Here is a 15623-nt window from a genome sequence, read left to right as displayed (position 1 = left end):
CAAGGACTTCTCGATGAAAACCCTAAGCATGACCCTCGCCGCCCTCAGCCTGAGCGGCCTGTGCAATCTGGCCCTGGCCGACGGCAACCCGCTGAGCGTGCATGTGCTCAACCTGGAAAATGGCCTGCCGAGCGCCGGCGTCAACGTCACCCTGGAAGAACACGTGGGCGACCAATGGCAGGCGCTGTCCCAAGGCGTGACCAACCAGCAAGGGCGCATCGCCGAACTGTTCCCGGCTGATCGCAAAATGAAGCCGGGCGAGTACCGCGTGGTGTTCAAGACCGGCGACTATTACAAGAAAGCCAACCGCGAAACCTTCTTCCCCGAAGTGCCGGTGATTTTCCAGGTCAAGCAGGCTGACCAGCACTACCACATCCCGCTGTTGCTCAGCCCTTATGGCTTCTCCACCTATCGCGGTTCATAGGCGCGCCTGCTCGACTTCACCCTGGCCTTGCGCGATCATCATCAGCAGCCGCTGGCAGCCGACTGACAGGGCATGATCAAACATCCTACAAGAGGAATAACAATGAAAAGCCTCGTCGACCATCTCAGTCAATACGCCGCCTACCACCGCGACCCGCGCAATATCACCAGTCATTTCATCGGCATTCCGTTGATCGTGGTGGCGGTCGCCGTGCTGCTGTCACGCCCCGAATGGCCGGTGGGCGGGCTGTGGCTATCGCCGGCGGTGTTGCTGGCGCTGTTTTCGGCGTGGTTCTACCTGCGCCTGGAGCTGGCGCTGGGTGGGTTGATGACGGTGCTGATGGGTTTGTCGGTGTGGGCCGGGCACGTACTGGCGGCGCAGAGCACGACGGTGTGGCTGGGCAGCGGCGTGGGCCTGTTTGTACTGGGCTGGGTGATCCAGTTTGTCGGGCATTACTACGAAGGCCGCAAGCCAGCGTTTGTGAACGACGTGTCGGGGCTGATCGTGGGGCCGTTGTTTGTGGTGGCGGAGTTGGCGTTTCTGGTGGGTTTGCGGCAGGACCTGAAACAACAGATTGAAGCGCGCTCGGGGCCGGTGGCGGTGCGCGGGAAAAACGCCACGGTCTAAAGCCGGGTGAAGTTTAATGTGGGAGGGGGCTTGCCCCCGATGGCGGTGTCTCAGTCACAAATGTTTTGACTGATCCATTGCTATCGGGGGCAAGCCCCCTCCCACATTTGGTCCCAGTTTCAGATTTGGTTTTGCGGTGAGCTTAGGCTTTTTGCCAGACCTTGGGTTTGAAGAACAGGGTCTCGCCACGGGCCAGGCCGGTGAGGCTGTCGTGATCTTTTACCACTTCGGCTTCGATCAGCTCGGGTTGGCCTTCGACTTTCAACGTCACCCGCGTGGTCGCGCCCAGCGGCCGAATATCGCGCACCTCAGCCGCATGGTGATCCTCCAGCTCATGCCGCGACAGCGACACCTCATGGGGGCGGAACAGCAGGTGTTTATCCTCGCCCAGGTGCAGGCGGTTCGAGTCACCCAGGAAGTGGTACACAAAATCGCTGGCCGGGTTTTCATACACCTCGCCCGGTGAGCCGATCTGCTCGATCACGCCCTTGTTCATCACCACGATACGGTCGGCAACTTCCATGGCCTCTTCCTGGTCATGGGTCACGAACACCGAGGTCAAGTTGATATCCTCGTGCAAGCGCGCCAGCCAGCGGCGCAGCTCCTTGCGCACCTTGGCATCGAGGGCGCCGAAGGGTTCGTCCAGCAGCAGCACTTTAGGCTCTACCGCCAGGGCGCGGGCCAAGGCGATACGTTGGCGCTGGCCGCCGGAGAGTTGTTCCGGATAGCGATCCGACAGCCAATCGAGCTGCACCATGTTCAGCAGGTCGTGAACCTTGGTCGCGATCTGGCTTTCGCTTGGGCGCTGGTTTTTCGGCTTCATGCGCAGGCCGAAGGCGACGTTGTCGAACACGGTCATATGGCGGAACAGCGCATAGTGCTGGAACACAAAGCCCACGTTGCGATCACGCACATCGTGGCCGGAGACGTCCTCGCCGTGGAACACGATGCTGCCGTCATCCGGGGTTTCGAGACCTGCGATGATGCGCAGCAAGGTGGTCTTGCCGCAGCCGGACGGGCCCAGCAAGGCCACCAGCTCGCCACTCTGGATATCCAGGTTGATGCTGTCCAGGGCCTTGAAGGCATTGAAGTTCTTGCTGACATTACGGACTTCGATCGACATGACTTATTCCTCACCGGCGCTGTTGCGCAGGCGGTTGATTCGGTTCTCGCTCCACTGCTTGAGCAGCAGGATGAAGAGCGCCAGGATCAGCAACAGGCTGGCCACCGCGAAGGCGGCGACGTGGTTGTATTCGTTGTAGAGAATCTCGACGTGCAGCGGCAGCGTGTTGGTTACGCCACGAATATGGCCGGACACCACCGACACCGCGCCGAACTCACCCATGGCCCGCGCGGTACACAGCACCACGCCGTAGATCAGGCCCCACTTGATGTTCGGCACGGTGACATGCCAGAACATCTGCCAGCCGTTGGCACCGAGCAGGCGCGCGGCTTCTTCTTCCTGGGTGCCCTGCTCCTGCATCAACGGGATCAGCTCGCGGGCCACGAACGGCACGGTGACGAAGATGGTCGCCAGCACGATACCGGGCAAGGCGAACACGATCTGGATGTCATGGTCCTGCAACCACGGCCCGAAAAAGCCCTGGGCGCCGAACATCAGCACGTACACCAGGCCTGCGATCACGGGCGAGACCGAGAACGGCAGGTCGATCAGCGTTACCAATATGCTTTTGCCACGGAAAGAATACTTGCTCACGCACCACGCGGCGCTGACACCAAACACCAGGTTGAGTGGCACCGAAATCACCACGGCGATTACCGTGAGTTTCAGCGCCGACAGCGCGTCCGGTTCTAGGATCGCAGTGAAGAACGCGCCGAGGCCATTCTTCAAGCCCTGGGACACCACGATCAACAGCGGCAGCAGCAAAAACAGCGCGAACACCAGCCAGCCGAGGCCGATCAGGATGCGTCGCGAGGTGGCGCTGCCGCGCCGGGCGGCGTTGGCCGAGGACGCGGCGGAAATAGACGATTGGGACATGTTCCGCGCCTCCTTATGGACGTTCGATGCGCCGCTGCAACAAGTTGATCAGCAGCAGCAAGACAAAGGAAACCACCAGCATCAGCACACCGATCGAGGTGGCGCCGCGGTAGTCGTACTGGTCAAGCTTGACCATGATCAGCAGCGGCAGAATCTCGGTTTTCATCGGCATGTTGCCGGCGATGAAAATCACCGAACCGTACTCGCCGACGCCACGGGCGAAGGCCAACGCAAAACCGGTCAGCCAGGCCGGCAACAGCGCCGGTACGAGGATGTGACGGAACACTTGCAGCGGCTTGGCGCCCAGGCAGGCGGCGGCCTCTTCGACTTCCCGGGGGATATCGGCGAGTACCGGCTGTACGGTGCGCACCACGAAGGGCAAGGTAACGAAGGTCAGCGCCAGGGTGATGCCCAGCGGGGTGTAGGCGATCTTGAAGCCCAGGTCGGCGGCGAACTGGCCAACCAGGCCGTTAGGCGCATACAGCGCGGTCAACGCGATACCGGCCACAGCGGTAGGCAGGGCGAACGGCAGGTCGATCATCGCATCGATGATCTTGCGCCCGGGGAAGGTGTAGCGCACCAGCACCCAGGCCAGCAGGGTGCCGATCACGCCGTTGATCAGCGCGGCGTACAACGCAGTGCTGAAGCTCAGTTTCAACGCCGCCAGCACGCGGGGTGCGGAGATGATGTTCCAGAACTGATCCCAGGTGAGTTGAGCGGCGTGTACAAACATCGCCGACAGCGGGATGAGCACGATCAGGCTGAGGTACACGACGGTGTAGCCCAGCGTCAGCCCGAAGCCGGGTATGACGGGGGAGATACGACGCGACATAAGAGTCCTTGGTAAGGGTGGAAACCACTGTAGAAGCCAGCTGTTGTGGCGAGGGAGCTTGCTCCCGCTGGGCTGCGCAGCAGCCCCAGGACCAGGTGACCCGATGAACCGTGGGGACCGGTACTGGGAGCGCTTCGCACTCCAGCGGGAGCAAGCTCCCTCGCCACAGAAAGCTCGCTCCTACAGGTACTTTGGCTTACTGCGCCGTGTAGATCTGATCGAACACGCCACCGTCGTTGAAGAATTTCGGTTGGGCAGTTTTCCAGCCGCCGAAGTCTTTGTCGATGGTCACCAAGTCCAGTTTCGGGAACTGTTGGGCGTATTTGGCGGCGACTTTCTCATCGCGTGGGCGGTAGAAGTTCTTCGCCGCAATCTCCTGGCCAGCCGGGCTGTACAGGTGCTTGAGGTATTCGGTGGCGATCTCGGTATTGCCCTTTTTCTCGGCGTTCTTGTCGACCACTGCCACTGGCGGCTCGGCGAGGATCGACAGGGACGGCACGACGATGTCGAACTTGTCGGCGCCGCCGTCTTCTTTCAGCGCCAGGAACGCCTCGTTTTCCCAGGCCAGCAGCACGTCGCCCTGGCCGTTGTTGACGAAAGTGATGGTGGAACCGCGTGCGCCGGTGTCGAGGATCGGCACATGCTTGAACAGCTCCTTGACGTATTCCTGAGCCTTGGCTTCGCTGCCGCCGGTCTTCAGGCCGTAGGCCCAGGCCGCGAGGAAGTTCCAGCGCGCACCGCCGGAGGTTTTCGGGTTAGGTGTGATCACCGAAACGTCTTTCTTGATCAGGTCGCCCCAGTCCTTGATGCCTTTGGGGTTGCCCTTGCGTACCAGGAACACGATGGTCGAGGTGTACGGGGTGCTGGCATCCGGCAGGCGGGTCTGCCAGTTTTCCGGCAGGGTCTTGCCCAGTTTGGCGATTTCGTCGATGTCGCCGGCCAGGGCCAGGGTCACCACGTCGGCGCGCAGGCCGTCGATCACAGCGCGGCCCTGCTTGCCCGAACCACCGTGGGATTGCTGGATCTTGACGTTGTCGCCCGGGTGGGACTGTTTCCAGAAGCTGGTGAACTCAGCGTTGTAGTCCTGGTACAGCTCACGGGTCGGGTCGTACGAGACGTTGAGCAACTCGTAGTCCTTGGCAACGGCGGAACCGGCAAACACGGCACTGGCCAATGCGGCCAGGGCGTAACGGCGAATCGACGACATAGAAGCTCCTGAAATTCTTATGTTGGCGCAACCCTGTAGGAGCGAGCTTGCTCGCGAAAAACCCAGGAGCACCGCGTTAAACCTGATGCGCTGCGTTATCGTTGGCGTTTTTCGCGAGCAAGCTCGCTCCTACTGGTGGCTTATTCTTAGGCGGGTTTGTTACCCGGGTTCTGCAGACGGAATTTTTCCTTGCGTTCGATCTGTACCACTTGAGCGTTGTGTACGGTGATTTCCACCGCGCCAAACCGCAGATCGCGCAAGGCGCTCTGGATCTCACGCAAAATGGCTGCTTCGTCCTGGCCGTCGACGCTACGTAGAGATGCGCTCATGGTCTCGCTCCTGAAATGAATAGTGCCTGGCAGTGGCGGCACTGCTTGCGGCGTGAGGGCGATAGTAGATAAGCGCGGATATTCTTAAAAATACTATTTAAGAATGTTTATATAACCAGAAAGAATTTTCTGACGGGACGTGGGGTTGCGCGAGGGTTTTGCGTTCAGCCGCTGAAATTGAGCCGTGATGCAATCCAATGTGGGAGGGGGCTTGCTCCCGATGGCGGTGGGTCAGACAAGATTTTTTAACCTGATAGACCGCTATCGGGAGCAAGCCCCCTCCCACAGTTGAATGCATTTCAAATGTGGATGGGGGGTGTCCGGGTCCAATCTATCTCCTGGGCCGGCATCGGCTTGCCAAACCAATACCCCTGGCCCATGTCGCACTCCTGGTCCAGCAGGAAGCGCGCCTGCTCCACTTGCTCGATGCCTTCGGCATGCACCTGCATGCCCATGCTTTTGGCCAGGGCGATGACCACGCGCACGATGGCGGCGTCGTCTTCATCCCAGGGCAAGCCGGCGACAAAGCCTTGGTCGATCTTGAGTTTCTGCACCGGCAGGCGCTTGAGGCGTAACAGCGAGGAATAGCCGGTGCCGAAGTCGTCGATGGCCAGGCGCAAGCCCAGTTCGCGCAGGCGGTGCAGTTGTTCAAGGGCGACTTCCGGGTCGTCCATCACCGCGCTCTCGGTGACTTCCAGCTCAAGGAAGGCCGGGTCCAGGCCGGTGTCGTGGAGCACCTGGCCTACTTGTTCGTAGAGTTCACGCCGGGCAAACAGACGGCTGGAGACGTTGATCGCGATAAACCCCAACGGCGCGCCGTCCGCCAACCATAGGCACATCTGGCGGCAGGCCTGGTCCATCACCCAGGCATCGATATCGGCAATCAACCCGGTGCGCTCGGCGATGGGGATAAATTCAGCCGGCGGCACCAGGCCGCGCTCCGGGTGCTGCCAGCGCACCAGCGCTTCCACGCCAATCAAACGGCTGTCCTGCAGGTCGTGCACGGGCTGGTAATAGACGCGCAGTTCCTGCTGGTCGAGGGCGCGGCGCAATTCGCTGGCGATTTCCACACGACTCTGCGCGTGAGCCGTCAGTTCCTCGGTGTACAAGGCGTAGCTTTCACGGCCCGCGTTCTTAGCCTTGAACAAAGCCGAGTCAGCGTTGCGCAACAATTGCTCGGCGCTCAGCGCATCGCTGGGGAACAGGCTGATACCGATGCTGGCGCTGATAAACAGCTGATTGCCGTCAAAAATGAACGGCTCCTTCATGGCCTCAAGCATGCGCTGGGCCATGGCCGCAGCCTGCATCACCTGTGGACAACTTTCCGCCAGCACGGCGAACTCGTCGCCCCCCAAGCGCGCCAGGGTCACCCCAGGCCCGAACAGCCCCTTGAAACGGTCGGCCACCAGCTTGAGCAGTTGATCGCCAACATTGTGGCCCAGGCTGTCATTGATGATCTTGAAGTGATCCAGGTCCATCAACAGCAACGCACACCCGCGCTTGTGCACGCGTGCCGAGGCCAGCGCCTGCTCGGCGCGGTCGGTGAACAGCAGGCGGTTGGGCAGGCCGGTCAGCGGGTCGTGGTGGGCCAGGTGCGCCAGCTCGTGTTCAGAGTCCTTGATGGCGCTGATATCCGAGAACACCGCGACGTAGTGGCTGATGTGGCCCTGGTCATCACGGATGACGCGGATGGTTTGCCACTGGGGGTAAATTTCTCCGCTTTTGCGTCGATTCCAGATTTCGCCGCTCCATTCGCCGCTGCGCTCGAGGGCCTGGAACATCTGTTGATAAAAATTCGACGAATGGCGCCCGGACTTGAACAGGCTCGGTGGCCGGCCCATGACGTCTTCGCGGCGGTATCCGGTGATCTCGATGAACGCTCGATTGACGTGCACGATCAGGCCCTGAGCGTCGGTGACCAGCACGCCTTCGCGGGTGCAATCAAACACCGCAGCGGCCTGTTGCAGGCGCTCACGGTTTTCTTTCAGGGGTTGTTGCAACGCGTGGGCACGAGCAAACCGCGCGCCCATCAGGTAAATAGCCAGCGCGCTCAGGCCTACCCACACATAGCCGCGCAGTTGCAGCCAATGCGCCATGGCCCGTGGATCATCGATAAAGCTGATTAATAGATGGTGGCTAAGCTGGAGCCATAGAATGGAAATCAGCAGGTATACCAGCCCCGCACGTAGGGCTCCTCGGTATGAAAACAACATATGCTCAGTAATCCTTACCAAAAAAACACAATCGCCCTACGAAGGCTGAGGATTATAGAATAAGAAACATCCAGTCACTTCTATCTGAAAGGGCGGCTGGTTTTCTCTGTAGGCTTAGTGATAATGCGTGAGCTGTTCTTTACTTTATCTGAGGGCCATACAGCCTATGTGGTACAACGGTTTTCTTGACCTGTCAGCCTGGCAACTGGTGGCAGTCACGTTGTTGATGACCCATGTGACCATTATCGGGGTCACCGTCTATCTGCACCGTTATTCGGCCCATCGCTCGCTCGAGCTCAATGCTGGCCTGAAACACTTCTTCCGCTTCTGGCTGTGGTTGACCACGGCGCAGAACACCCGCGAGTGGACCGCCATCCACCGCAAGCATCACGCCAAATGCGAAACCGTCGATGACCCGCACAGCCCGGTGATCAAGGGCCTGTCCACCGTGCTGCGCAAAGGTGCCGAGCTGTACCGCGCCGAGGCGGAAAACCCCGAGACCCTGCGCATCTACGGCAAGAACTGCCCGGACGACTGGATCGAACGCAACCTCTACACGCGCTACCCGCTGCTGGGCGTGGCGATCATGGGTGTCCTCGACGTGCTGTTGTTCGGCACCATCGGCATCACCATCTGGGCGATCCAGATGATGTGGATTCCGTTCTGGGCCGCCGGCGTCATCAACGGCCTGGGCCACGCCGTGGGCTATCGCAACTTCGAATGCCGCGACGCGGCGACCAACCTGGTGCCGTGGGGCATCATCGTCGGTGGCGAAGAGCTGCACAACAACCATCACACCTACCCCAATTCGGCCAAGTTGTCGGTGAAGAAGTGGGAATTCGACCTGGGCTGGGCCTGGATCAAGGTGTTCAGCTTCCTGCGTCTGGCCAAGGTGCAGCGCGTCGCGCCGATCGCCCACCGTGTCGAAGGCAAGGGCCATCTGGACATGGACACCGCGATGGCGATCCTCAACAACCGCTTCCAGATCATGGCCCAATATCGCAAATTGGTGATCGGCCCGCTGGTCAAGCAGGAGCTCGAGAAAGTCGATCATTCGGTGCGCCACCAGTTTCACCGCGCCAAGCGCCTGCTGTCGCGGGAAACCAGCCTGCTGAGCGATCGCCACCACGTGCGCATCCAGAGCATGTTGGAACACAGCCATGCGCTGAGCGTGATCTACGAGAAGCGCCTGGCGCTGCAGCAAATCTGGCTCAAAACCAGTTCCAACGGCCACGACATGCTGGCTGCGATCAAGGAATGGGTGCACGAAGCCGAGGCCAGCGGCATTCAATCTCTGCGTGATTTCGCTCACCAATTGAAGACCTATTCACTGCGTCCCGCAGCGGCCTGACGGTACCGCGGGAGGGCTCGCCCTCCCGCACACTGGCTTTTTGGCGCCATTTTACGGGCACCGCCAATCCACCACGATCACGGAACTTCACTGCAATTCCCCTCTCTCAAAGAACACTTCGCCATCATGGTGACCCCTTGTAGTGACCGCTGTTCCATCCTGCGGCGCGCCCAGAGAGAGTTGTTCCGATGGTTCACGAAAAGCCCTGCCCGACTGACCTGTCCACCGCCCAGCCACCGCGTCCGGCGGCGGCGTCGACCCTGCTGGCGCTGATGCATGCCCAGGGTGAGGTCGAGCGGCTGAGTGAGCGTGAGCAGCTGCTCAGCTCGCTGCTGGTGAGTGTGAATGCGGTGCTGTGGGCCATCGATTGGGAAACGCGTCGCGTGCTCTACGTCAGCCCGGCCTACGAACGAATATTCGGCCGCAGCGCCGGTTTGCTGTTGGCCGATCACCGGGAATGGCGCAACAGCATCCACCCCGAAGACCTCGACTACGCCGAACACAGCCTGGCCCGCGTGCTGGAACAGGGCGCCGTGGAAGACCGCGAATACCGCATCGTCACAGTCGACGGGCAGATCCGCTGGCTCAGCGACAAATGCTATATCAATCAGCAGGCCGAGCCGGGCAAGCCGATGATCGTCGTGGGCATGGCCGAGGACATCACCGAAAAGAAGCAGTTGGAGCTGGAACTGCATCGCCTGGCCACCACCGATGTGCTGACCCAGAGCAGCAACCGCCGGCACTTCTTCGAACTCGCCAACCAAGCCTTTGACAACGCCTGTATGCAGGGCACGCCGCTGGCGTTCCTGTTGCTGGACATCGACGACTTCAAAGACATCAACGACAGTTATGGCCACCTCGAAGGTGACCAGGTGCTGCGGCGCATCGCCGAAAGTGGCCGAGGCGTGTTACGCCGTGGCGACCTGTTCGGCCGCATCGGCGGCGAAGAATTCGCCGCCGTACTGCCCGGCTGCGCCCCGGACATGGCCCTGCAGGTAGCCGAGCGGCTAGGCAAGGAAATCCAGGCGCTGAGCTTCAGCGTTGAAGGCCACGCGTTTACAGTGACCGTCAGCCAGGGCCTGACCAGCCTGCGCGAAGACGACTCGACCCTGGACAGCCTGTTCGGCCGCGCGGATGCGGCGATGTATGAGGCAAAGCGTCAGGGTAAAAACCGGGTGATCGCGGGTTAGCTCGTATTGGTTTGGCAGCGCTAGTCGCGTACCGCGCTACCGCGGCAGCCGCTGATACAGCAACTGCCTACGCTTCAAAAGGAAACAACCTACTGACGCACAGCAAAAGAAGACTTCCTATTAAACGGCCCACCCATTCCGGTGGGCTCATAACAATAAGAGGTCTGCACCATGAACGAGTCCACGAGCCCTGTACGCGTCGCCGTTGTGCAATTTGATCCGCAAGTCGGCACCCACAATCGCGCTTCCAACCTCGAAACCAGCCTGAGCCTTGCCCTGCAAGCGGTTAACAATGGCGCCAATCTGATTGTGCTGCCCGAGTTGGCCAATACCGGTTACCTATTCAACAATCGCCAGGACGCCTATTTGCATGCCGAGCCCGTTCCAGACGGCCCCAGCGTGCGGGCCTGGATGGATTTCGCGCAGTTTCACCAAGTGCATCTCGTGGCAGGCCTGGCTGAACGCGACGGCATGCAACTGTTCGACACCGCCGTGCTGCTGGGCCCGGACGGCCTGATTGGCAAATACCGCAAGGCCCACCTCTGGAACAAGGAAAAGCTCTGGTTCAGCCCCGGCAACCTTGGGTTCCCCGTGTTTGAAACCCCCATAGGCCGTATAGGTTTACTGATCTGCTGGGACATCTGGTTCCCCGAGGTCCCGCGCATCCTGACCCAGCAAGGCGCCGATATCATCTGCAGCCTGAACAACTGGGTGTGGACCCCGCCGCCGCTGTTCGACGAAGCCGGCAAATGCATGGCCTCGTACTTGACCATGACGGCCGCCCACGTCAACAACGTGTTCATTGCTGCGGCCAACCGTATCGGCGAGGAACAGGATGCACGTTACCTTGGGTGTTCATTGATTGCCGGCACCAACGGCTGGCCCATCGGCAAGATCGCCTCACCTAACGAGCAAGCGATTATTTACGCCGACATCGACCTCTCCAGCGCTCGCAGCGCACCCATCTGGAACAGCCTCAACGACCTGCAACGGGATCGTCGCAGCGACCTGTATGACGGGATGCTCGGCTACCGCCTTCACCCGTGCCTGCCACGCTGATGGGGGTGCGACCATGGCTTTCCTACCGACAAAAAAACTGTCATCAGACTCACCTGTTCGCCACCTTGTCATTCTGCTCCTGGCCTCGCTCACCCTGGGAGTGTCACTCACCGGGTTGTCAGTGGCTTACTCCACTTCGGCGCCGGAGCTTTGGCCAAGCTACAACGACATGATGGCCAGCCTGCCCACACCGACAGCGTGGTTGCGTTGGGTGGTCGGCGATATCAGTGAGGTGGCCTTCTATAAACACGAGTTCGCGTCACTCGGCCTGCTGCTCGGTGGCGCCTTCGGTTACTGGACCAGTCGTTACGCTCAAACCTGGCAAGGCTTCAGCATCGCCTACGGCACGGGGCTCTGGCCCTGGTTGGTGACCAGTTCATTGCTGGGCTTGCTGCTGAGCAATGCGATGTGGGGCTGGACCGTGACGGCAGACGCCTGGCAACCCACGTTCGCCGCCTTTGTTTCGCTGCCGGCGGCCATGGTGCTGCTGTTTGGCGGGGGATGGAAGGTCACGCTCAATGGCGCCTTGCTCGGCGCGCTCCTGGTAACGCCGAGCTGCCTGTTGCTGGTCAACTACCTGTGCATTCCGCTGGGTTTGCCGGTGGTGATTGGCAATGTATTGGGCATGGCTTTAGGCAGTGTGGTTGCGTTTTTACTATGCCGTGCCCTGCCGGTACTGGTAAGCCGTGCAGCTGACCCCAAGGCCAGCATCCCTCCCGCTGCAGCCCTGAAATTGCCCGATTACGGTATACGCTGGACGTTACGTCGGGTGCTGGCGGACTTTTCCGAAGCACCGTTCTATGGAAATGAGTGGGCCAGCCTGGGTCTGCTCGCTGGGGTGTTGCTGGCCTACGCACTGAACCCCCTGAGCCCCGCGTATGGATCTGGATGGTTGCCACACCTGATTGCAGGCCAAGCGCTAACCTCACTCATCGGCATTATCCTGTGGCGCCGGCAATGGCGTGAGCGCGGCTGGTACCCAACCTACGTGCCCCTGGTCTCGGTGGTACCCGCTGCCGTGTTGACCTATGGCGGCAACCCGACAGTGATTGTAGCCAGCGCGATACTGGGCGCGCTGATCGCCCCGCCGCTGGCCTGCGCGATTGCCGGGCGCCTGCCCAGCTACCTGCACCCCTATATCGGCAACGTCTTATCCATGGCGATCAGTACGGCGTTGATCGTGCCGTTGATTGGTGTGGTGATCGCGGATTGACCAAACAACACTGAAGGTGATTCATCAGGCATAAAAAACCCCGCCGAGGCGGGGTTTTTTATCGAAAAGGCGCTGGGCTCAAAGCTCAGAGAAGCACTCTTCAATGATTGCCAAGCCTTTGTCCAGCTGCTCGTCCGGCGAGGTCAGCGGCACCAATACGCGCAAGACGTTGCCGTAGGTACCGCAGGACAGCAGGATCAGGCCCTTGTCACGCGCCTTGGCCACCACGGATGCAACGGCAGCGGCGTTCGGTTTGTGGCTATCGCCATCTTCGAACAACTCCACGGCAATCATCGCGCCCAGTGCACGCACTTCGCCGATTACCGGGTATTTGGCCTGGATGGCCTTGAGGCCGGTTACCAGGCGTTCGCCGACGGCCTTGCAGCGGTCCAGCAGGTGCTCTTCTTCGAACACTTCCATTACCGCCAGCGCGGCCGCGCAGGCGATCGGGCTACCGGCGTAGGTACCGCCCAGGCCGCCTGGGGCGATGGCGTCCATGTATTCGGCTTTGCCGCACACACCGGCCAGCGGGAAACCACCGGCGATGGATTTGGCGAAGGTGGTCAGGTCGGCGGCGACGCCCATCTGTTCCATGGCGAAGAAGGTGCCGGTGCGGCCGGCACCGGTTTGCACTTCGTCGGCGATCAGCAGGATGCCGTGCTTGTCGCACAGTTCGCGCAGGCGCTTCATGAAGGTTTTCGGCGCGACGTAGAAACCGCCTTCGCCCTGCACCGGCTCAATGATGATCGCAGCGATATCACGCGGCTCGGCATCGTTCTTGAAAATACGCTCGATGCTGGCGATGGCGTCGTCGTCGCTCACGCCGTGCAGCTCATTGGGGAACAGCGCTCGGAACACGCCGCCCGGCATCAAGCCCATGCCGGCCGAGTACGGCACGACTTTACCGGTGAGACCAAGGGTCATCATGGTGCGGCCGTGGTACGCGCCGGTAAAGGCGATCACACCTGCACGACCGGTGGCGGCGCGGGCGATTTTCACGGCGTTCTCGACCGCTTCGGAACCGGTGGTGACCAGCAGGGTTTTCTTGGCGAAATCACCTGGCACCTTGGCGTTGATTTTCTCGCACAGCTCCACATAAGGCTCGTAGGCCAGGACCTGGAAGCAGGTGTGCGTCAGCTTGTTCAGCTGCGCGGTCACCGCTGCGATGATTTTCGGGTGCACGTGGCCGGTGTTCAGCACGGCGATACCGCCGGCGAAGTCGATGAACTCGCGACCTTCAACGTCGGTCACGGTGGCGTTCTTCGCGGATTCGGCGAAGATCGGGTGAATCTGGCCAACACCGCGCGGTACAGCGGCTTCGCGGCGTTTCATCAGGGAAGCGTTGGTCTTGCTCATAAAGTCCTCATTCGCCGCTCATCGGGCGGCGTGGCTCAAGGATAGGTGGCGGGGAGGCAACTACGGCAGCATGCGATGATCGACTGCCACAGCTTTCCCGGCCACTACGAATAACGCTGTGAAACACGCAAAGGGACAGCGCTCTCGTGCCCTCTGCGTTTACTGCAATCCCTTACCGGTCAGATGCCCAGGCAGAGGTATTTGATTTCCAGGTAATCCTCGATCCCGTACTTGGAACCTTCACGGCCCAGGCCCGAAGCCTTGATGCCGCCGAACGGCGCCACTTCGTTGGAGATCAACCCGGTGTTGACGCCGACCATGCCGTATTCCAGGGCTTCAGCCACACGGAACACACGGCCCAGGTCACGCGCATAGAAGTAGGACGCCAGGCCGAACTCGGTGTCGTTGGCCATCGCGATCACTTCGGCTTCGTCTTTGAAGCGGAACAGCGGCGCCAGTGGGCCGAAGGTTTCTTCCTTGGCCACGGCGGCGTTTTTCGGCACGTCGGTCAGGATGGTCGGCTCGAAGAAGTTGCCTTCCATCGCCTTGCCACCGGCCAACAATTTGGCGCCTTTGCTCAGGGCGTCGGCGATGTGTTCCTGGACCTTGGCCACGGCCTTTTCGTCAATCAGCGGGCCGGTGGTGGTGCCTTCTTCCAGACCGTTGCCGATCTTGAGCTTGGCCACGGCCACTTTGAGTTTTTCGGCGAACGCGTCGTAGACCGAATCCTGGATATACAGGCGGTTGGCGCAGACGCACGTCTGGCCGTTGTTGCGGTACTTGGAGATGATCGCGCCTTCGACGGCCTTATCCAGGTCGGCGTCGTCGAACACGATGAACGGCGCGTTGCCGCCCAGCTCCAGGGAGACTTTCTTGATGTCCTTGGCGCATTCGGCCATCAGCTGGCGACCGATTTCGGTGGAGCCGGTGAAGGACAATTTACGCACGATCGGGTTGCTGGTCAGCTCGCCGCCGATGTCGCCGGCGCTGCCGGTGACCACGCTCAGCACGCCTTTCGGGATACCGGCACGGTGCGCCAGTTCAACCAGGGCCAGGGCCGAGAACGGGGTTTGCGAGGCAGGCTTGATCACCATGGTGCAACCGGCGGCCAGGGCTGGGCCGGCTTTGCGGGTGATCATCGCCGCAGGGAAGTTCCACGGGGTAATGGCAGCGGTCACGCCGATCGGCTGCTTGATCACGATCAGGCGCTTGTCGGGCTGGTGGCCGGGAATCACGTCACCGTAGATGCGCTTGGCTTCTTCGGCGAACCACTCGATAAAGGAGGCGGCGTAGACGATTTCGCCCTTGGCTTCGGCCAGCGGTTTGCCTTGTTCGAGGGTCATCAGGCGGCCGAGGTCGTCCTGGTTTTCGATCAGCAGTTCGAACCAGCGGCGCAGCTTGTTGGCGCGCTCCTTGGCGGTGAGTGCACGCCAGGCCGGCAGGGCCTTGTCGGCGGCTTCGATGGCGCGGCGGGTTTCGGCGGCGCCCATTTTCGGCACGGTGCCGAGAATTTCGCCCGTGGCCGGGTTGTTGACCTTGATGGTTTGACCGTTGTCCGCATCGACCCAAGCGCCATCGATAAAGGCTTGCTGGCGGAACAACTGGGTGTCTTTAAGCTGCATGTCGGCTTTCCTTAACAGCACCGCGCGCACGCGGAGCGAATTAGAGTTGTTGAAAGGCGCCTGGTGGGCTGCCGTCAGGGAAATCAGCCTCGGTGCGCAAGAACCAATAAAGTGCGCACGGGAGACAGAGCGTTTGAAATCTCAAACGAATCCTAGGATCAATGGGGGTACAGGGCAATAGGATGTTCGAAAAAAAGAACA

At 60.7% G+C, this 15623-nt stretch carries 14 protein-coding genes; 6 read left to right on the top strand and 8 right to left on the bottom strand.

Going from position 1 to position 15623, the window contains the following annotated elements; all coding sequences use genetic code 11:
* The first annotated feature begins 13 nt into the window (after positions 1–13).
* Together uraH and C4J89_RS01030 are read left to right on the top strand one after the other, a co-directional pair.
* On the top strand, positions 14–424 hold the full coding sequence (gene uraH / locus C4J89_RS01035; protein ID WP_124360746.1) for a hydroxyisourate hydrolase: 411 nt from the start codon (positions 14–16) through the stop codon (positions 422–424).
* Positions 425–526: 102 nt separating this feature from the next.
* Positions 527–1051 (top strand): DUF962 domain-containing protein, encoded by a 525-nt coding sequence (locus C4J89_RS01030; RefSeq protein ID WP_124413511.1) that lies wholly within the window; start codon positions 527–529, stop codon positions 1049–1051.
* Between the two features lie 142 nt (positions 1052–1193).
* Here C4J89_RS01030 and C4J89_RS01025 read toward each other — a convergent pair whose 3' ends face one another.
* The 6 genes from C4J89_RS01025 to dibA form a co-directional block, all read right to left on the bottom strand.
* Positions 1194–2174, bottom strand: coding sequence for a sulfate/molybdate ABC transporter ATP-binding protein (locus tag C4J89_RS01025; protein ID WP_124360744.1), 981 nt, complete (start codon positions 2172–2174; stop codon positions 1194–1196).
* 3 nt (positions 2175–2177) lie between these two features.
* Positions 2178–3050 carry a sulfate ABC transporter permease subunit CysW gene (gene cysW, locus C4J89_RS01020; RefSeq protein WP_122686303.1) on the bottom strand — a complete coding sequence of 291 codons (873 nt, stop codon included), beginning with the start codon at positions 3048–3050 and terminating at the stop codon, positions 2178–2180.
* Positions 3051–3063: 13 nt separating this feature from the next.
* A complete protein-coding gene (gene cysT / locus C4J89_RS01015) occupies positions 3064–3882 on the bottom strand; it encodes a sulfate ABC transporter permease subunit CysT (protein WP_124413510.1) in 819 nt (272 codons plus the stop codon).
* Positions 3883–4078: 196 nt separating this feature from the next.
* Complete coding sequence (locus C4J89_RS01010; RefSeq protein ID WP_124384594.1) at positions 4079–5089, bottom strand: sulfate ABC transporter substrate-binding protein; 1011 nt, start codon at positions 5087–5089, stop codon at positions 4079–4081.
* 146 nt (positions 5090–5235) lie between these two features.
* Entirely contained in the window at positions 5236–5418 is a 183-nt protein-coding gene (oscA, locus tag C4J89_RS01005) for a sulfur starvation response protein OscA (RefSeq protein ID WP_010565387.1), read from the bottom strand.
* Between the two features lie 299 nt (positions 5419–5717).
* Complete coding sequence (gene dibA / locus C4J89_RS01000) at positions 5718–7631, bottom strand: phosphodiesterase DibA (protein ID WP_124413509.1); 1914 nt, start codon at positions 7629–7631, stop codon at positions 5718–5720.
* 166 nt (positions 7632–7797) lie between these two features.
* Here dibA and desA point away from each other — a divergent pair, with 166 nt between their 5' ends.
* From desA to C4J89_RS00980, 4 genes are all read left to right on the top strand, one after another.
* Positions 7798–8982: a delta-9 fatty acid desaturase DesA gene (desA, locus tag C4J89_RS00995; RefSeq protein ID WP_124413508.1), complete on the top strand. Its 1185-nt coding sequence runs from the start codon at positions 7798–7800 to the stop codon at positions 8980–8982.
* Positions 8983–9170: 188 nt separating this feature from the next.
* Complete coding sequence (locus C4J89_RS00990; RefSeq protein WP_124413507.1) at positions 9171–10172, top strand: sensor domain-containing diguanylate cyclase; 1002 nt, start codon at positions 9171–9173, stop codon at positions 10170–10172.
* A 171-nt stretch (positions 10173–10343) separates the two neighbouring features.
* The gene (locus C4J89_RS00985; protein WP_124413506.1) at positions 10344–11231 is read left to right on the top strand and encodes a nitrilase family protein; all 888 of its coding nucleotides are present in this window, start codon (positions 10344–10346) and stop codon (positions 11229–11231) included.
* A 13-nt stretch (positions 11232–11244) separates the two neighbouring features.
* Positions 11245–12444, top strand: a complete 1200-nt coding sequence (locus tag C4J89_RS00980) for a hypothetical protein (RefSeq protein WP_124413505.1) — start codon at positions 11245–11247, stop codon at positions 12442–12444.
* A 78-nt stretch (positions 12445–12522) separates the two neighbouring features.
* Here C4J89_RS00980 and gabT read toward each other — a convergent pair whose 3' ends face one another.
* Positions 12523–13800 (bottom strand): 4-aminobutyrate--2-oxoglutarate transaminase, encoded by a 1278-nt coding sequence (gene gabT / locus C4J89_RS00975; protein ID WP_124402684.1) that lies wholly within the window; start codon positions 13798–13800, stop codon positions 12523–12525.
* Between the two features lie 179 nt (positions 13801–13979).
* Positions 13980–15422: an NADP-dependent succinate-semialdehyde dehydrogenase gene (gene gabD, locus C4J89_RS00970; RefSeq protein ID WP_124360737.1), complete on the bottom strand. Its 1443-nt coding sequence runs from the start codon at positions 15420–15422 to the stop codon at positions 13980–13982.
* Between the last annotated feature and the right edge of the window lie 201 nt (positions 15423–15623).

The organism is Pseudomonas sp. R4-35-07 (genome assembly GCF_003852235.1).
In the GTDB taxonomy this organism is placed as follows: domain Bacteria; phylum Pseudomonadota; class Gammaproteobacteria; order Pseudomonadales; family Pseudomonadaceae; genus Aquipseudomonas.
Note: the sequence above shows the minus strand (reverse complement) of the source record. Positions and strands in the feature narration are given on the sequence as shown.